The organism is Dermacoccus sp. PAMC28757 (assembly GCF_014302635.1).
GTDB lineage: Bacteria > Actinomycetota > Actinomycetes > Actinomycetales > Dermatophilaceae > Dermacoccus > Dermacoccus abyssi.
This window is the reverse complement of the sequence record NZ_CP060292.1, coordinates 2335944-2352823: the sequence shown is the minus strand read 5'-3', so window position 1 is coordinate 2352823 and position 16880 is coordinate 2335944. Positions and strand designations below refer to the sequence as shown.

Here is a 16880-nt window from a genome sequence, read left to right as displayed (position 1 = left end):
CCATCTGACGCACCGAAAGGCGCACGCAATGAAGCTCACCGCCATTTACGCAAGATTCTTTCGCTCGCTGAACTATGACTACGTGCGCCTCTCGAATCCGAACTACAGCCCTGACCCCTGGGATAGCACACCTTCTGGAGCCCACTACCCGTTCGTGCGGCTGCGCCTGGAGGACCAGATCACTACTGTCGTCGGCGGCAATGAGTCAGGCAAGAGCCAGGTGCTCGCGGCCGTGCGCGCTGCGCTTACTGGCGAAGGATACGAGAGAAGCGACTTCTGCCGTTACTCGCCGTTCTTCTCCGTGGACAAGACACTCGTTCGTCCAGAGTTCGGGGCCGAGTTCCGAGGCATCAGTGAGGCTGATATCAAGGCGATCGAGGAAGCGACCGGCGAGACAGGACTCAGTGGAACTGATCGCGTTGCCATATTCCGAATGAATACGACCCCGCAGCTTCGTCTCTACGCCTATCGCGGGGATCAGTGGCTGGAACCCAGTCATATCAAGAAGCCGACACTCTTGAGCGAAGCTGGACTTCCAGCGCCGTTCAATATAGACGCCGATGTGCCCCTGCCAGATAGCGTTCCACTGGAGTTCTTGGCCACAGGCAAAGCGACGGCAGCTGTCGGACGCAGCGTGCTTCGAAGCATCTGGGATGCCGTCACGAACAACTCCAACTGGTTCGACTCGAAAGACTCCGTTGTCAGCCAGGCAAACGAGATCTCGTCTTCCTTCAAGACCTCGACCTCAATCGACAAAGAAGAACTTAAGAAGTACCATCTCGCTGCTGATCTGTTGCTCAAGGTCGCTGGCCTCGACCGCTCCCAATTCGTGGAGTTGCAGAACGCAGTCCGCACCAAGAACGGGTACGCGAACAGCATCGTCGATACGATCAACAGTGAGCTGTCGAAGGCGCTTAACTTCCCGCACTGGTGGACGCAAGACAGTCAGTTCGAGTTGTTTGTCGCACTCTTTGAATACGACTTGGTCTTCATGATCCGGGATCGGACTGGACGCTCCTACGGATTCGATGAGAGAAGCGATGGCCTCAAGTACTTCCTGAGTTACTTCGTGCAGTACCTCGCCCACGAGGCTCCCAGCGACGGGCGACCGGAAATTTTGCTGATGGACGAGCCCGACCGCTTTCTATCTAGTTCAGGTCAACAGGACCTCCTAAGAGTGTTCGCAGACTTCGCGGACCCGGAAGACGAGGCCCGCGCTCCAGTACAGGTTCTCTATGTCACCCACTCACCGTTCCTGATCGATAAGAACCATGCCGAGCGAATTCGAGTACTCGAAAAGGGCGAACACGACGAGGGGACACGCATCGTCGCAAGCGTTGCGCAGAACCACTACGAGCCGCTCAGATCTGCGTTCGGGAGCTTCGTCGGTGAGACCGCCTTCATCGGCACCTGCAACCTGATGCTGGAAGGTCCGTCTGATCAGATTCTGCTCGCGGGGATCTCAAGCTGGCTGGGTCGCCAGAACGCTCCCGACCGCGAAAGGCTCGATCTCAATCGCATCACGCTCGTCCCTGCCGGTGGTGTCAGTCAAGTGCCGTATCTGATCTATCTAGCCAGAGGGCGTGACATTGAACAGCCGGCAGTCATCGCGCTCCTAGACGGCGATAAGGCAGGCAACGAAGCTCGGGCAACAATTCGTAGGGGTGGTGCTCGGCGCAAGCCGCTAATTGCCGACGACCTTGTGCTTCAACTCTCCGACGCGGAACTCGATGGCGTCACGACCGACAACCCGCACGGCAGGGTCGCCATTGAAGATCTGATCCCGTTCAACATCGCGATCTCAGCTGCGAGCCGCTACTGCGCTGAATTCGTGCCCGACGTTGATATTTCAACGTTCGGACTCAGCGCTGGCACGGTGTTCGATGAAGCACCGACTAAAGCGGGAGCCAAAGGAACGATCGACGCTCTGGAGCAAGCCATCCGCAAGCTCACGGGGCAGGAGAGCTTCGAACTGAACAAGATCGGTTTTGCCCGGAGTGTTCTGGCAGAACTCGCGAGCGACGCGGTGCAGGAGGAGGAACGTCAGCTCCTGGCCGCGAACTTCCGTCAGCTGTTCACGGCTCTCGGTGTCAGGCAGCGAGCAGCGGTTCGCGCCGAGAGCGTGGAACGTGTCTCCAGCCGTATCAACCGCGCGCGAGATCGATTCATGCGAGAGCATGTCTCCACTGCAACGCGCGAGCACGTCCTGCTGCTCATCGAGGAGATCTCTGGACAACTCGACAACTCCGAGGAAGCCGAAGACGTTCGGGCTGAGATGCGCTCATGGCGACCTCGGTTCCACCTCGATGATGACCCACGCGAGGCCATCGAAGACATTGAAGAGCTTCACACCGCTCTTCGGTCACTCGCATATCTCGGGAAGCGCAAAGCCGCCAACGAGCCAGTAAGTTTCACGCCCAGTCCCGACACGGGACAGGGAACGCCAGGGACCGCCAGCGACGCTGGCTTGCCTGAAACCGTTGACGCGGCCCCAGGGGCAGTCTCCCAGGCGTGAGTGGTCAAATTCGAGAGGAGAGAAAGCATGAGCGCATACCTGGTCACTTATGACTTGAACGCACCGGGGCAGGATTATGAGTCGCTAATTGAGCGCATCAAGTCCTATGGCACTTGGGCAAACTTGATGAAAACCACATGGATTGTGGTATCCAACAAGTCGGCAGACGCCGTGTACACCCACCTACGAGGGGCGATGGACGACAGTGGCTGGCTGTTCGTCGTCGACATCTCAGGCCAGGATCGTCAGGGCTGGCTGACGAAGGACACTTGGGAGTGGATTCGCAAGCACGTATAGGCCGCCGCGCCGAGAAAGACCCGCTCCCGAGTCGTGTCGCGCCAGATCCGGTCCTAATCGTCGCCTGCCGAGCGGGGGACCAGAAGGGGACCAGAATCACGCCAACCATGCATCTCGTGACGTGCTCTGCATGATCTGACGCCCGGAATCACGCGGAATCTGGCCTCGTCAGAGTCGTTTGGACGCCTGGGGGTCAAGGGGTCGCAGGTTCAAATCCTGTCAGCCCGACAGGCCAGCGGGAGGGATCGCATCGTGCGATCCCTCTCGCTTTTCCGTGCTCGTTTCGCCGGACGCGGTGAGAGTCACTCGCTGCGGGACGCGAGATCCACCCCGCGGCTTTCGGCGAGTGCCTGCAGCTTCTCCATGTCGTCGGTCTGGATGCACACGGTCGCCCGCAGACCGGAATCCTCGCGACGCAGGAGGTAGGAGGGGCTGCTGTCCGTGAGGGCGTCCCCGTTCGCGTCGAAGAACGTCCAGCGGACGGCGACGAGGACGAGACGGTCACTGAAGTGGCGCTGATCGACGATCTCGTACGCCACCGACGCGAGACCGAGCTGCTTGTAGACCGGCTAGGACTGCTCGAGCCCTGACACCATCGCGTCCCGTGAGTCGAGGACGCCGGAGAACCCGGTCGTCCACGATCGTGCCGGGTGTCGCCCACAGGTCCGCCGAGGCCCCGGCGTCGAAATTCGTGAGCGCCGCCGCATAGCGACCGAAGAAGTCGTCGATGTCCTGGCTGCTGATGGTCATGTTTCGACGATACGTGCGCTGACGACCGGGCGTCGCGTCGGAACGCGACTCACTCGAAGGCGGAATCCTTCATGCCTGCAAGGTAGCTCGCCTGGCCGACGTGCTGCAGCGCATCCTCGCTGACGCTCACCAGGCGGGCGCCGCGGGTCACCGGCGGTTCCCAGTTCTCGTCGACGACATGGTCGAGGTCCGCGTCCGTCAGGGTGTCGAGGTAGGCCACGTGCGCAGCCGTCACGGCCTCGAGGTGATCGACGAGGGCGTTCGCGTCGTTCACCACGAGGGCTCGCGTCTGGTCGGGGGAGTCGCCGTACCCCATCGCGTCCGCACCGCGGTCCACGCCGAGCTTCTCCGCCCAGCCCCCTCGCGTCCACTCCTGTTGTTCGCCCGAGAGCTGCGCGACCTGCACGTCGATCTCTCGAGCTGCATGCCACAACAGCCACGCGATCGAGTTGTCGTGCCCCGGGTGAGCGTTGAGTCGCTCGGCCGGAACGTCCCGCAGGGAACCCGCCACCTCCGCGGCTCGTCCCGCCAGATCCTTGAGTACCTCGATGCCGTTCATGCTTCGACCCTAACGCTCGGCCGGCACCGTGCCCAGAGCGAATTCAGCCTGCGACGCATCGAATCTCTATAAGGTGCCGGAGAAGGTTGAGCAGCACAACCGGATGAGGAGGCACACATGAACGCTGCCACCGTGCCCTGGTATCGCGAGGTCAGCCCGACGCAGTGGAAGTCCTTCTGGGCCGCGTGGCTCGGGTACCTGCTCGACGGTTTCGACTTCGTCATCATCACGCTCGTCCTCACCGAGGTGGCCGACGAGTTCGACCTCAACGGCGTCCAGGCCGCCACCCTCATCAGCGCGGCGTTCGTCTCCCGCTGGTTCGGAGGTCTCGTGCTCGGCGCCATCGCCGACACCCTCGGACGCCGTGACGCCATGGTGCTCGCCATCGTCACGTTCTCCCTCGGTTCACTGTTGTGTGCAGTCTCCACCGGCTACGTCATGATGTTCGCCGCACGCCTTCTCATCGGCTTCGGCATGGCGGGGGAGTATTCCGCGAGCGCCACCTACGTCATCGAGTCGTGGCCGCAGCACCTGCGTAACAAGGCGAGCGCCTTCCTCATCAGCGGCTTCTCCATCGGTGGAGTGCTGGTCGCTCAGGTCTACCGCTTCGTGGTGCCCGCGTGGGGCTGGCGAGCGCTGTTCGCCATCGGTCTCGTGCCGATCGTGCTCGCCCTCTGGCTGCGCCGTGGTCTGCCCGAACCGGAGGACTTCCGCCGGGCGAAGGACTCCGGCCGGGTGGATGCAACGCCTGACATGTTCACGACGCTCTACCGCGGCCCGCACCGCATTCTCAACGTCCTCCTCACCCTGGCGACGTTCGCGGTTCTCCTCGCCATCTTCGGTGGTTACGTCCACGGCGCAGGGACCGTCGCACCGATGTCCGTCGTCATCACGGCAGTGTTCGTCTGGTTCCTCGTGCAGTTCGAGCCTCAGCGCTGGCCCACCGCCGTTGCCGTGACGGTCGTGGTCTTCACCGTGTTCTTCTTCGCCTGGCCCATCACGGCCCTGCTGCCGACCTACCTCAAGACCGACCTCGGTCTCTCGCCCGGAGAAGTCAGCGACATCCTCTTCTGGAGCGGATTCGGTACGGCTTTCGGTGCGATACTGGCCGGTTTCACCGGCGACCGCTTCGGCACGACTCGCGCCTACTGGGGCAGCCTGCTCATCTCCCTACCCTTGCTGTGGCCGATCTTCACGCTGACCTCGGACCACGCGCCCCTCATCGGGTTGCTGCTGTTCGTCCAGCAGTGCTTCGGCGCCGGCGTCGGCGGCCTCGTGCCCAAGTGGATGGTGAGCTGGTTCTCCATCGAGAAGCGCGCCGCAGCGCTCGGCTTCACCTACAACGTCGGCGCACTCGGTGGAGCGGTGTCGCCCGTCGTCGGAGCCGCGCTCGCGGAGACGATGTCGCTCGGTCGAGCGATCATCGTGCTCTCCGCCTCGTTCACGGGAATCGTCATCCTCCTCGTCGCCATGAAGTTCCCGCTGCGGCTCCAGCAGCTGCTCAAGCCCTCGGCGGTCCGCGCGGACGACGGCGACGACACCATCCGCCGGATCGAACCCCAGGCGGGCTGAACCGGCAGCGTCAGGCCGCGCGCTTGAACGTCACCGGGAAGCCGTTGCCGCTCGCCGACCACGCGCCCGGCGATGCGAGCAGGTTGCCGTTGAACATCAAGATGCGCGTGTGGGCCATCTTCTTCGGCACCCGCGTGCCCGAGGCGTCGGTGACGCTGAGCTGACGGAACGAGACGGTGCCCGTGTTCGCGAGGGCGAGCGGGCGTCCGTCGGCGCGGCTCGGACGTTCGAGCACGAACTCGGCAACGCCCTTCGGCGCGCTCGTGGCGCGGGAGGTCACGACACAGCGCTGGAGGCGCTCGTTGCACAGCGTGAAGTAGGCACGGCTGTCCCGCGCCGACCAGCGCACCGCGACCCGGACAGGGTCACCGGGGGAGACGGGGAGATTCGTGATGCGTTCCTGCGAGCGCTGAGGGAACGTCTCGACCCACAGGTAGTAGTCGTTCTTCCACTTCGAGCACTTGCCCGCCCGGAGGGCGACACACTTCGAGTCGTGCTCCGTTCCGGCCTGGATGAGCTGGCCCTGCGCACGGTTTCCGCCGCCGAGGCCCACCCACATGTTCGAGTAGCCGTCACGTCCGGGCCACGACGCCTTCGGTACCGTCCACGAACCCCGGGCCTGCGTCGGGTTCTTCGCCGCAACCTGGTAGCCGGCCCAGTTCTCGTACAGGGCGTTCGACGCGGCACGCAGGCCGGTGGCGGTCGTCGTCGCGGCGCTCGCGGGGGCAGAGGCCTCAGCGGGTGATTGCGCGGACGCCGGCGCCGTCAGGGAGGCGGCGGACACGCTCAGGCAGGCGAGCGCGGTGAACAGGGTGTTGCGTGCGGCGGACATGAGCTCCTCGGGGTCGGTGCAGTACGGCTCCATGCTAGGGGCCGCGGGCTCGACGGTCTGTGCGCGCCGCGCGGGGCCATCGCCTAGTCTTGGCCTGTGACGACCGCTGAACCGGAGCTTTCGAGCCGCATCTGGACGGTGCCGAACGTGCTGTCCTTCCTGCGGCTCGTCGGTGTTCCGGCGTTCGTCTGGCTGATCCTTTCGGAGTGGGACAAGACGGCCCTCGTCGTCCTCATGGTGGCGGGGTTCACCGATTACCTCGATGGCAAGATCGCCCGCAAGTTCGACATGCAGTCGCGTCTCGGAGCCATCCTCGACCCGATGGCTGACCGGCTTTACATCGTCGCGACGATCGTCTGCCTCGCGATGCGTGGAATCCTGCCGATGTGGGTGGTGCTCGCCCTGGTTCTGCGCGAAGTCTTCATCCTCACGATGGCGCCCACCGTCCGTCGGCACAACCTTCCGCTGCCGCCGGTGCACTTCATCGGCAAGGCGGCCACCTTCAACCTTCTGTACGCCTTCCCCCTTCTCCTGCTCGCCGAGATCGAGGGCGCTGCCGGTGACCTGGCGCGCCCTACCGCCTGGGCCTTCGTCCTGTGGGGTGTGTGCCTGTACTGGCTCGCCGGCCTGCTGTACGCCGTCCAGGTGCGCGAGATGCTGAAGGTCGTTCGCGCGCGGGCGGTGTGATGGCACCGCACCGACTCATCCGACGCAAGCCGCGCTCGCCGGGAACGACGCGCGAGGTACGCGTCCAGGACCCGGCCGCGAGCATGGCGCTCATCTTCGACGCCATGAAGCGGCCGATCGACCCCCTCTACGAAGACGTGGCCCGCAAGCGCGAGGCAACGGGTGAGGGGCTGGTTCGTCGTCCGGGCCGTTCGCCGCTGCTCGTCGTGACGGTCATCGCCCTCGGCTTCCTTCTCGGCGCGGCGGCCCATGCCCTGCGAGTGCCGGATTCGGTGCAGGCCGATCGTCACGCGCAACTCGTGGAACAGGTCGAGGCGAAACAGAAGGCGAACGACGACTCCGCCGCCGAGGTGGAGGCACTACGCACGGAACTGGACTCGAACCGTTCGTCAGCGTTGACCCGCCAGGAGCGCTCGAACCTGAGCGCCGACCTCACGGCCGGTGAGCGCACCGCTGGAGCGGCCGCCGTCAGCGGGCCCGGGCTCACCGTCGTCATCGAGAACCCCGAGGACGCCGAGCCCGACGCAGCCGACAGCGATCCGCGCACCGGTGAGGACGAGAACGCTCTCACCTCGAGCGATCTGCAGCACGTCATCAACGGTCTGTGGTCCTCGGGGGCGACCGCCGTCAGCGTCAACGGTCAGCGCATCACATCACTCAGCGCGGTGCGCTTCGCCGGCTCGGCCATCCTCGTCAACTACCGTCCGCTCGCGACGCCGTACACCGTCACCGCGATCGGTCCGAGCGACATGCAGAACAAGTTCGAGAGCGGGTTCTCGGGGGACTACCTCACGTCGCTGCGGAAGTCGGATTTCACCATCTCCACCTCCCGTGGCAACGTCACGGTGCCTGCGCAAGGAACCATCCGTATCGCCCACGCTCAGCCGGTGCGCTGACTTCGCCCTTCCCCTCGTTAGGAGCTGACGTGATTCCCGCCATCGGCCTCGTGATCGGCCTCGTGCTCGGCCTGTGGCTGCACCCCGACGTTCCGTTGTGGATGCAGCCGTACCTGCCGATCGCCGTCATCGCCGCGCTCGATGCGCTGTTCGGCGGTATCCGTGCAGCCCTCGACGGATTGTTCGACGACAAGGTTTTCGTCGTCTCGTTCCTGTCGAACGTCGTCGTCGCCGCGTTCATCGTGTTCCTCGGCGACCAACTGGGTGTCGGTAACCAGCTGTCCACCGGCGTCGTGGTCGTGCTCGGCCTGCGCATCTTCACCAACGTCGCTTCGATCCGCCGACACGTGTTCAAGGCATGAGCAAGAAGCAGAAGAAGACGCCCGAGGCGCCAGACCTCGACGCACCGACCGAAATCGACCCCGCTGAGGCGTCGTCGGAGCCGGCCGAGGACGCGGCGTTGCCGGGGGAGAAGCACGTTCCTGAGGAAGGCGCCGAGACCTCCCGGTCGATCGCGACCTCGGCTGAGCAGTCCGACGCGACGCCCGATGACGGGCACGAGGCTCCCGCCCAACCCTGGCGACGCTACGCCTTCGGAGGTCCGCGTTCCCTCGCGGGCGGTCTGACGGCGGCGGTGCTCGCCCTGGGCCTCGGCTTCGCTGTCATGACGCAGGTGCAGCAGAACGAGAAGTCCGGCCTCGACAACCTCTCGCAGGCCGACCTCGTGGCGCTCCTGGGCAACGTCAACGACCAGTCCGCGCGCCTGGAGAAGGAACTCGACGACCTCACGACGAGCAAGGAACAGCTCGCTCGCGGCGGAGACCGGGCAGCCGTGGCCGACGCGCAGAAGCGTCTCGACCAACTCGCCATCCTCAACGGAACGGTGCAGGTGAAGGGCCCCGGCATCATCATCGAGGTCGATTCCGCCGGCGGCGACGTCACAGCGGCCAACATCCTCGACGCCGTCCAGGAGCTACGCGACGCCGGCGCCGAGTCCATCGATGTCGGTGGCAACCGCATCGTCGCGTCGTCCTGGTTCACCGACGTGGACGGCCGCCCGAGCGTCGAAGGCCGAAGCCTGCCGGAGAAGTTCACGATCAGCGCCATCGGCGATCCGCACACCATGAGCACCGCGATGGCCATTCCGGGCGGTGTGACCGATACGCTGACACAAGCAGGCGCTCGCGTTAAGGTCTCCGAGGAAACCTCGATGCAGATCACCTCGCTGCACCGAAGAGACTGACCAGACGCCTGCTCACCGACCGACTCGAGGAGAACCATGAGCGAGTTGCAGTACCCGGCCGACCTTCGTTACACCGAAGACCACGAGTGGGTCGCAGACAAGGGCGAGGGCGTCGTTCGCGTCGGCATCACGGCGTACGCCCAGGACGCCCTCGGCGACGTCGTGTACGTCAGCCTCCCGTCCGTCGGTGACTCCGTCACGGCGGGCGAATCCTGCGGCGAGGTCGAGTCGACGAAGTCCGTCAGCGACCTGTACTCGCCGCTCGACGGTGAGGTCGTCGCCGTCAACGACACGCTCGACGCCGAGCCCGGCACGGTCAACTCCGACCCGTACGGCTCCGGCTGGATGTTCGAGATCCGCCCCAGCGATGCCTCTGCGATCGACGGCCTCATGGACGCCGACGCCTACACCGGCTCGCTCGACTGACACGTCCTGTAAGTCTTCTCGTCACCCGGCGGTTCCTCGGTTCCGTCGGGTGACGGTAGTCTGACCACCACATCGAACGGCTCGCCCCGTGCGGACGAGCCGCTCACGACACGGCGCCGCAAGGCGCAGGGGATGGGGTACACCATGGCTGACGAGTACAACGGCTATTCCGGTGATGCCACGACGATCGGCGTGCCCGGCGAAGCTGGTTGGGAGCCGCGTGAGCTGTCGCACGAGGCACCCCGTGTGCTCTCGCCGGCCGACCAGGCGATGGTCGAGGCGCTGCGCCCGAACACCGCGCTGCTCATCGCGCTGAGCGGACCCAACTCCGGTGCGCGATTCCTGCTCGACGCAGACGAGGTCAGCGCTGGGCGTCACCCGAAGAGCGACATCTTCCTCGACGACATCACGGTCTCGCGCCGTCACGCCATCTTCGTTCGCTCCGGCAACGGCTACAGCGTGCAGGACATCGGATCGCTCAACGGCACCTACGTCGACCGCAAGCTCGTCGACAATCTGCCGCTCGTCACCGGCGCCGAGGTGATGATCGGCAAGTACCGACTCACGTACTACGCCGCCGCACACTCCGCACCCGAGCAGAGCTGAGGCGCTTCCGCTCCATGGCACAGCACGGCCTGACGATCAGCGCGGTTCTCAAGACCCTGCGCGAGGAGTTCCCCGACCTGTCGGTCTCGAAGGTTCGTTTCCTCGACGCCCAAGGTCTGGTCTCCCCGAAACGCTCCGACTCCGGGTATCGCCGCTACAGCGACGAGGACGTCGAGCGTCTGCGCTTCGTCCTGCGGGCCCAGCGCGATCGCTTCTGGCCCCTTAAGGTCATCCGTGAGGCGCTCGACGCCTACGACCGTGGCCTCACCCCGCAGGACGCCGACTTCGTCAGCGCCGTTCCCAGCGTTCCGACGCCGACGGCCGACCCCGACGTGCCTGATGTCGAGACGCTCGCCGCGGATGCGAACGAGACACTCTCGCTCACCCGCGAAGAACTTGCTCGTGGGGCCGGCGGCACGGACGCCCTCATCGCCGAGCTCGAAACGTTCGGTCTCGTGCGCCCCGGCGCGGACGGGCATTTCGACGGTGAGGCTCTCGCCGTGGCGACGGCTGCGGCCGCTCTTGCCGAGTTCGGTGTTCAGGGCCGTCATCTGCGTCCTTTCCGCCTGGCGGCAGACCGCGAGATCGGTCTTGTCGAGCAGGTTCCACTGCGTGACGAGTCTCAGCGCGCCGTCATCGCTCAGCGCTGCCTCGCGTTGCACGTGGCCCTCGTGAAGGCCGGCCTGCGTCACTGACGTTGCAGGTGTCGCCGGTCGGTGGCACCCGACGTGTTCCGCAGGTCGCTCCCGGTCGCGGCTGCGCGGTAGCGTGGACATGTGAAGCGCGCCGAAGTTTCCGGCATCCGAGTCGAGTTGCCGACGACCAGCCCCGTCCTCCTTCTGCGTATCGAAGGTGGAGTGACGCACGTACCCATCTGGATCGGCTCGCCCGAGGCCTCGATGATCGCGTTGTTCGCCGAAGGTGTTGATTCCCCGCGGCCCCTCACGCACGATCTCGTCCTCGACGTTGCGGGCGCGGCGGGCCGTTCGCTGGAACGTGTCGAGATCACGGCGCTACGCGACGACGTCTACGAAGCAAGCCTCGTCTTCGACGACGGTGGGCGCGTCGATTCCCGCGCCAGCGACGCCGTCGCTCTCGCGATGCGCGCTTCTGTGGACATCTTCGTCGCGGACGCCATCGTGGACGAAGTGGGCGTTCAGGTCGCCGACGAGCAGGAGGAAGAGGTCGAGAAGTTCCGCGAATTCCTTGACCACGTCAGCGCAGAGGACTTCGAAGAACCCGAAGAGTGAAGTGTTGGTTGACCCCCGAATGATTCGATAGAACTAAGCGTTAAGTGGATCTTTAGTGTTTGTGATCGAGTCGTGATCCGCGAAATTTCGGGAAATTTATTCGGCGTGTCGTGCGCGCTGTCATTGATCGGACCCTGAATCGGCTCTACCTTTGAGGAGTCAAGAGGGCGCGGGTCAACGTGCTCACGCCTTGTTTCTTCCAGGAGGTCGCCGTGGTTTCCACCGGCAAAGCGCCCGAGTCTCACTCCGAGGCTCCCGCGCCGATCGACGCCGATGTCACGCGCGAGGTCGAGATCGACGACGCGATGCTCGGCTACCGCGGCCCGGCTGCCTGCCGCGCTGCCGGTGTGACATACCGCCAGCTCGACTACTGGGCCCGCACCGGCCTGCTCGAACCGTCGGTGCGCAACGTCAGCGGTTCCGGCCACCAGCGCCTGTACTCCTTCCGCGACGTCCTCGTCCTCAAGGTCATCAAGCGCCTGCTCGACGCCGGTGTCTCGCTCCAGCAGATCCGCGTCGCGGTGGCAGCACTGCGCGACCACGGCGTCAAGGAGCTCGCGGGCATCACGCTCATGTCCGACGGGGCGTCGGTCTACGAGTGCACGAGCGACGACCAGGTCATCGACCTTCTGCGCGGCGGCCAGGGCGTGTTCGGTATCGCACTCGGAAGCGTCTGGGCCGAGGTCGAAGGCACCCTTGCCGAACTCCCCGGTGAGCGTCCCGACGCCACCGAGATCGCCGTGCACCCGGGCGACGAACTGCGCAAGCGCCGCGCCGCGAAGCGCGCCGGCTGAACCGCTTCCACCAGCCTTCTCGTACCCGACACCGCAACGGCGGTGTCGGGTACTGTTGTGCTCGCTGTCGAATCCGGTGGGAGAGACTCCGGCCGCGAGCCGGGGCGCCGAAGGGGCAAGCCTCCCCGCAACCTCTCAGGCGAAGTGGACCATCGGGTGAAGCAACTCTGAAGCGCCATCGTGCGTGACAGAGGGGGAGCAGCCGACCAGACCGTCGGCCGTCGCCCACCGACACGCGTCAGGGAGTCACCCATGACAAGCGATTCGTTCGCCCCCTTCGTCGCCCGCCACATCGGCCCGGGCGACTCCGACCTCGAGCACATGCTCTCCACGATCGGCGCGAGCGACGTCGCCGACCTCGTGGCCCGCGCCGTTCCTCAAGCCATCGCCCAGAAGGAGCCGCTCGCCCTCGAGGCCGCCGGTTCAGAGGCCGAGGTGCTCGCCGAGTTGCGTGAGAAGGCTTCCCGCAACCGCGTCCTGACGTCGATGATCGGCCTCGGCTACTACGGCACGCACACGCCGGGCGTCATTCGCCGCAACATTCTCGAGAACCCGGCCTGGTACACGGCCTACACGCCCTACCAGCCGGAGATCTCCCAGGGTCGCCTCGAGGCGCTGCTCAACTTCCAGACCGTCGTCACCGACCTCACGGGTCTCAGGACGGCCGGTTCGTCGCTGCTCGACGAGGCCACCGCCGTCGCCGAGGCCATGACGCTCATGCGCCGTGCGAGCAAGTCGGCCAAGGACGCCGTGCTCGTCGTCGACGAGCAGGTCATGCCGCAGAGCATCGCCGTGACGCAGACGCGTGCCACGCCGCTCGGCATCGAGGTCGTCGTCGCCGACCTGCGCGACGTCAAGGACGCGGACGCGCTCGTCGAAGCTGCGGGTGGCAAGTCCGTCTTCGGTGTCATCGTGCAGTACCCGAGCGCCGACGGTCAGATCGTCGACTGGAAGGCGCTCACCGAGGCCGCCCACGAGCACGGTGCGCTCGTCACGGCTGCCGCTGACCTGCTCGCCCTGACGCTCATCGCGTCGCCCGGCTCGTGGGGTGCGGACGTCGCAGTGGGTACCTCGCAGCGTTTCGGTGTTCCGATGGGCTTCGGCGGCCCGCACGCCGGTTACATGTCGGTGCGCGCCGGTCTCGAGCGCAACATGCCGGGGCGCCTCGTCGGTGTCTCGCTCGACGCCGACGGCCACCAGGCCTACCGCCTCGCGTTGCAGACGCGTGAGCAGCACATCCGCCGTGAGAAGGCGACGTCGAACATCTGCACCGCCCAGGTGCTGCTCGCCGTCATGGCGTCGATGTACGCGGTCTACCACGGCCCGCAGGGGCTCGCGAAGATCGCCGAGGACGTTCACGCCAAGGCGCGTCTCGTCGCCGCTGCGCTGCCGAAGGCCGGCCTGGAGGTCGTCCACGACACCTTCTTCGACACGCTCGCCGTCCGCAGCGAGGGACGCGCGCAGGCGCTCGTCGACTCTGCGCTCGAGCACGACGTCAACGTCTGGAAGGCTGACGAGGACACCGTCCTGATCAGCCTCGACGAGACGACGACGCAGGGCGAGATCGACGCTCTCGGCGCCGCGTGGGGCTTCCGCACCCGCGAGGCAGGCGAGGCTTCGGCGCTGCCCGAGGCGCTCGTGCGTGAGGACGAGTACCTCACCCACCCCGTCTTCAACAGCCACCACAGCGAGACGGCCATGCTGCGTTACCTGCGCCGTCTGGCCGACCGCGACTACGCGCTCGACCGCGGCATGATTCCGCTCGGCTCGTGCACGATGAAGCTCAACGCCACGACGGAGATGGAATCCATCACGTGGCCCGAGTTCGCGAACCTCCACCCGTTCGCCCCGGCGAACCAGAACGAGGGCATCCGCGAGCTCATCACCGACCTCGAGCAGTGGCTGTGCGACATCACGGGCTACGACGACATCTCGCTGCAGCCGAACGCCGGCTCGCAGGGTGAGCTCGCCGGCCTTCTCGCCATTCACGCCTACCACCAGGCCAACGGCGAGGGACACCGCAACATCTGCCTCATCCCCGCCTCGGCGCACGGCACCAACGCGGCGTCCGCCGTCATGGCCGGCCTGAAGGTGGTCGTCGTCAAGACGGCGGCTTCCGGTGAGGTCGACCTCGAGGACTTCAAGGGCAAGCTCAAGGAGCACGGCGAGAACCTCGCCGCGATCATGGTCACCTACCCCTCGACGCACGGTGTCTTCGAGGACACGATCACCGAGATCTGCTCGCTCGTGCACGAGGCGGGCGGCCAGGTCTACGTCGACGGCGCCAACCTGAACGCGATGGTCGGCCTCGCCCAGCCGGGCAAGTTCGGCGGCGACGTGTCGCACCTCAACCTGCACAAGACGTTCTGCATCCCGCACGGCGGCGGTGGCCCCGGCGTCGGCCCGGTCGCAGTGCGTGAGCACCTCGCTCCGCACCTGCCGAACCACCCGCTGTTCGCGGAGGCTGGCCCGGCGACGGGCGTCGGTCCGATCTCGGCGGCGCCGTTCGGTTCGGCGAGCATCCTGCCGATCTCGTGGGCGTACGTGCGCCTCATGGGTGGCGCGGGTCTGACACGCGCGACGCAGTTCGCCGTCGTCAACGCCAACTACGTTGCCGCTCGTCTGCGTGAGGCCTACCCGGTGCTCTACGCGGGCACCGACGGTCTCGTCGCGCACGAGTGCATTCTCGACCTGCGCGCCCTGACGAAGGAATCCGGCGTCACGGTCGACGACGTCGCGAAGCGCCTCATCGACTACGGCTTCCACGCCCCGACGATGAGCTTCCCCGTCGCGGGCACACTCATGGTCGAGCCGACGGAGTCAGAGTCGCTCGAGGAACTCGACCGCTTCGTCGAGGCGATGCTTGCCATCCGCGCCGAGATCCAGGACGTCATCGACGGCAAGGTCGCGGCCGAGGACTCGGCCCTGCGTCACGCACCGCACACCGCGCTGTCGCTGACGAGCGAATGGGACCACCCCTACGAGCGTCGCGAGGCGGTCTACCCGGGCAGCACCGACCCGCGTGCGAAGTACTGGGCGCCGGTTCGTCGCATCGACGGTGCGTACGGCGACCGTAACCTCGTGTGCTCGTGCCCGCCGCCCGAGGCGTTCGAGGACTGATCCTCACCGTGTGACGGAGAACGAACGAAGCCCCATCGCCGAGAAGGCGATGGGGCTTCGTTCCATGCTCAGGGGCGGAGGTTCGACCCGCACCGGGGCATCAGGAGCGGTAGTCCTCGAGGAAGTCCCCGATACGTCCGATGGCCTCTTCGAGCATGTCGACGTCGGGCAGCGTGACGAGCCGGAAGTGGTCGGGCTTGACCCAGTTGAACCCGGTTCCGTGCGTCACGAGGATCTTCTTCGCGCGCAACAGGTCGATGACGAAGTCCTGGTCGTTCTCGATGGGGTAGACCTCTGGGTCGAGCTTCGGGAACGTGTAGAGCGAGCCCATCGGTTTGACGCAGCTGACACCCGGGATGTCGTTGAGCATGCGCCACGCCAGCATCGACTGCTCGTAGAAGCGACCTTCCGGACCGATGAGCTCCTGGATCGACTGGTAGCCGCCGAGGGCAGTCTGGATGGCGTGCTGGGCAGGGACGTTGGCGCACATGCGCATGTTGGCGAGGAGGGTGAGCCCCTCGAGGAAATCGGCCGCGAGGTGCTTTGGGCCGGAGATCATGACCCAGCCGGCACGGTAACCGCACACCCGGTAGGCCTTGGACAGGCCGCTGAAGGTCAGGCACAGCACGTCGTCACCTGCGTAGGTGGCGGCGTGGTGGTGCACCGCGTCCTCGAAGAGGATCTTCTCGTAGATCTCGTCGGCCATGACGACGAGGTTGTGGCGGCGTGCGATGTCGACGAGGCCCTTGACGACGTCCTCGGAGTACACGGCGCCCGTGGGGTTGTTCGGGTTGATGATGACGATGGCGTGCGTGTTCTCGGTGATCTTGCTCTCGATGTCCGCAAGGTCCGGGTTCCACCCGTTCTCCTCGTCGCACAGGTAGTGCACGGCCTTGCCGCCGGTGAGCGTCACGGCACCCGTCCACAGGGGATAGTCGGGGGCGGGAACGAGGATCTCGTTACCGTCGTCGACGAAGGCCTGCAGCACCATGCTGATGAGCTCCGAGACGCCGTTGCCGATGAAGACGTCATCGACGAGCGTCTCGCGCAGGCCGCGGCTCTGGTAGTACTGCGCGACGGCGGTGCGCGCCGAGTAGATGCCGCGGCTGTCGCTGTAGCCCTGCGCGTGGTGCAGGTGGTGCTTCATGTCGGCCAGGATTGCCTCAGGTGCCTCGAAGCCGAACGGGGCGGTGTTGCCGATGTTCAGCTTGAGGATCTTGTGGCCCTCGGCCTCGAGGCGCTGTGCCTCTTCGAGGATCGGGCCGCGCACGTCGTAACGCACGTTCTGAAGCTTCTTGGACTGACGGATCGCACGCATGCGCCCAGCGTTTCA

17 protein-coding genes and 1 riboswitch are annotated in these 16880 nt (G+C 65.6%); of the genes, 13 read left to right on the top strand and 4 right to left on the bottom strand.

What is annotated here, in order from left to right; all coding sequences use genetic code 11:
* Window positions 1-28: 28 nt before the first annotated feature.
* Together H7F30_RS11220 and H7F30_RS11215 are read left to right on the top strand one after the other, a co-directional pair.
* On the top strand, window positions 29-2515 hold the full coding sequence (locus tag H7F30_RS11220) for an AAA family ATPase (protein WP_187035156.1): 2487 nt from the start codon (window positions 29-31) through the stop codon (window positions 2513-2515).
* Window positions 2516-2542: 27 nt separating this feature from the next.
* Window positions 2543-2812 carry a hypothetical protein gene (locus H7F30_RS11215; protein WP_187035154.1) on the top strand — a complete coding sequence of 90 codons (270 nt, stop codon included), beginning with the start codon at window positions 2543-2545 and terminating at the stop codon, window positions 2810-2812.
* 302 nt (window positions 2813-3114) lie between these two features.
* Here the strand turns inward: H7F30_RS11215 and H7F30_RS14940 are convergent, their stop codons facing one another.
* Together H7F30_RS14940 and H7F30_RS11205 are read right to left on the bottom strand one after the other, a co-directional pair.
* Window positions 3115-3351 carry a hypothetical protein gene (locus H7F30_RS14940; protein WP_227484656.1) on the bottom strand — a complete coding sequence of 79 codons (237 nt, stop codon included), beginning with the start codon at window positions 3349-3351 and terminating at the stop codon, window positions 3115-3117.
* Window positions 3352-3611: 260 nt separating this feature from the next.
* Window positions 3612-4121, bottom strand: coding sequence for a DinB family protein (locus tag H7F30_RS11205; protein ID WP_187035152.1), 510 nt, complete (start codon window positions 4119-4121; stop codon window positions 3612-3614).
* 117 nt (window positions 4122-4238) lie between these two features.
* On the opposite strand from H7F30_RS11205, the gene H7F30_RS11200 reads away from it, so the two are divergent.
* Window positions 4239-5693 carry a sialate:H+ symport family MFS transporter gene (locus H7F30_RS11200; RefSeq protein WP_187035150.1) on the top strand — a complete coding sequence of 485 codons (1455 nt, stop codon included), beginning with the start codon at window positions 4239-4241 and terminating at the stop codon, window positions 5691-5693.
* 10 nt (window positions 5694-5703) lie between these two features.
* On the opposite strand, the gene H7F30_RS11195 is transcribed toward H7F30_RS11200, so the two are convergent.
* Entirely contained in the window at window positions 5704-6525 is an 822-nt protein-coding gene (locus tag H7F30_RS11195; RefSeq protein ID WP_222617800.1) for a G1 family glutamic endopeptidase, read from the bottom strand.
* A gap of 96 nt (window positions 6526-6621) precedes the next feature.
* Here H7F30_RS11195 and H7F30_RS11190 point away from each other — a divergent pair, with 96 nt between their 5' ends.
* From H7F30_RS11190 to gcvP, 10 genes are all read left to right on the top strand, one after another.
* Entirely contained in the window at window positions 6622-7212 is a 591-nt protein-coding gene (locus H7F30_RS11190) for a CDP-alcohol phosphatidyltransferase family protein (RefSeq protein ID WP_118913174.1), read from the top strand.
* Entirely contained in the window at window positions 7212-8108 is an 897-nt protein-coding gene (locus H7F30_RS11185; RefSeq protein ID WP_187035146.1) for a DUF881 domain-containing protein, read from the top strand. The genes H7F30_RS11190 and H7F30_RS11185 overlap by 1 nt, the downstream gene beginning before the upstream one ends.
* Before the next feature lie 29 nt (window positions 8109-8137).
* On the top strand, window positions 8138-8470 hold the full coding sequence (locus H7F30_RS11180; protein ID WP_047311606.1) for a small basic family protein: 333 nt from the start codon (window positions 8138-8140) through the stop codon (window positions 8468-8470).
* Complete coding sequence (locus H7F30_RS11175; RefSeq protein WP_187035144.1) at window positions 8467-9351, top strand: DUF881 domain-containing protein; 885 nt, start codon at window positions 8467-8469, stop codon at window positions 9349-9351. Before H7F30_RS11180 ends, H7F30_RS11175 begins: the two co-directional genes overlap by 4 nt.
* 36 nt (window positions 9352-9387) lie before the next feature.
* A complete protein-coding gene (gene gcvH, locus H7F30_RS11170) occupies window positions 9388-9777 on the top strand; it encodes a glycine cleavage system protein GcvH (protein WP_047311607.1) in 390 nt (129 codons plus the stop codon).
* A 132-nt stretch (window positions 9778-9909) separates the two neighbouring features.
* Window positions 9910-10383 (top strand): FHA domain-containing protein, encoded by a 474-nt coding sequence (locus H7F30_RS11165; RefSeq protein WP_225910758.1) that lies wholly within the window; start codon window positions 9910-9912, stop codon window positions 10381-10383.
* 14 nt (window positions 10384-10397) lie between these two features.
* Window positions 10398-11078 carry a MerR family transcriptional regulator gene (locus tag H7F30_RS11160; protein ID WP_047311608.1) on the top strand — a complete coding sequence of 227 codons (681 nt, stop codon included), beginning with the start codon at window positions 10398-10400 and terminating at the stop codon, window positions 11076-11078.
* Between the two features lie 81 nt (window positions 11079-11159).
* The gene (locus tag H7F30_RS11155; protein WP_047311609.1) at window positions 11160-11633 is read left to right on the top strand and encodes a bifunctional nuclease family protein; all 474 of its coding nucleotides are present in this window, start codon (window positions 11160-11162) and stop codon (window positions 11631-11633) included.
* Between the two features lie 212 nt (window positions 11634-11845).
* Entirely contained in the window at window positions 11846-12427 is a 582-nt protein-coding gene (locus tag H7F30_RS11150) for a MerR family transcriptional regulator (RefSeq protein ID WP_369798771.1), read from the top strand.
* A gap of 67 nt (window positions 12428-12494) precedes the next feature.
* Window positions 12495-12589, top strand: a riboswitch (glycine riboswitch).
* A gap of 90 nt (window positions 12590-12679) precedes the next feature.
* Window positions 12680-15547 carry an aminomethyl-transferring glycine dehydrogenase gene (gene gcvP, locus H7F30_RS11145; RefSeq protein ID WP_187035142.1) on the top strand — a complete coding sequence of 956 codons (2868 nt, stop codon included), beginning with the start codon at window positions 12680-12682 and terminating at the stop codon, window positions 15545-15547.
* 100 nt (window positions 15548-15647) lie between these two features.
* Here gcvP and H7F30_RS11140 read toward each other — a convergent pair whose 3' ends face one another.
* Complete coding sequence (locus H7F30_RS11140; protein ID WP_047311611.1) at window positions 15648-16865, bottom strand: pyridoxal phosphate-dependent aminotransferase; 1218 nt, start codon at window positions 16863-16865, stop codon at window positions 15648-15650.
* Window positions 16866-16880: the final 15 nt, after the last annotated feature.

What these genes read in the sequence shown, in the direction of transcription:
- H7F30_RS11220 (WP_187035156.1), top strand. Translation starts at nt 29, where the DNA reads ATGAAGCTCACCGCCATTTACGCAAGATTCTTTCGCTCGCTGAACTAT.
- H7F30_RS11215 (WP_187035154.1), top strand. Translation starts at nt 2,543, where the DNA reads ATGAGCGCATACCTGGTCACTTATGACTTGAACGCACCGGGGCAGGAT.
- H7F30_RS11205 (WP_187035152.1), bottom strand. Translation starts at nt 4,121, where the DNA reads ATGAACGGCATCGAGGTACTCAAGGATCTGGCGGGACGAGCCGCGGAG.
- H7F30_RS11200 (WP_187035150.1), top strand. Translation starts at nt 4,239, where the DNA reads ATGAACGCTGCCACCGTGCCCTGGTATCGCGAGGTCAGCCCGACGCAG.
- H7F30_RS11195 (WP_222617800.1), bottom strand. Translation starts at nt 6,525, where the DNA reads ATGTCCGCCGCACGCAACACCCTGTTCACCGCGCTCGCCTGCCTGAGC.
- H7F30_RS11185 (WP_187035146.1), top strand. Translation starts at nt 7,212, where the DNA reads ATGGCACCGCACCGACTCATCCGACGCAAGCCGCGCTCGCCGGGAACG.
- H7F30_RS11175 (WP_187035144.1), top strand. Translation starts at nt 8,467, where the DNA reads ATGAGCAAGAAGCAGAAGAAGACGCCCGAGGCGCCAGACCTCGACGCA.
- gcvH (WP_047311607.1), top strand. Translation starts at nt 9,388, where the DNA reads ATGAGCGAGTTGCAGTACCCGGCCGACCTTCGTTACACCGAAGACCAC.
- H7F30_RS11165 (WP_225910758.1), top strand. Translation starts at nt 9,910, where the DNA reads ATGGGGTACACCATGGCTGACGAGTACAACGGCTATTCCGGTGATGCC.
- H7F30_RS11160 (WP_047311608.1), top strand. Translation starts at nt 10,398, where the DNA reads ATGGCACAGCACGGCCTGACGATCAGCGCGGTTCTCAAGACCCTGCGC.
- gcvP (WP_187035142.1), top strand. Translation starts at nt 12,680, where the DNA reads ATGACAAGCGATTCGTTCGCCCCCTTCGTCGCCCGCCACATCGGCCCG.
- H7F30_RS11140 (WP_047311611.1), bottom strand. Translation starts at nt 16,865, where the DNA reads ATGCGTGCGATCCGTCAGTCCAAGAAGCTTCAGAACGTGCGTTACGAC.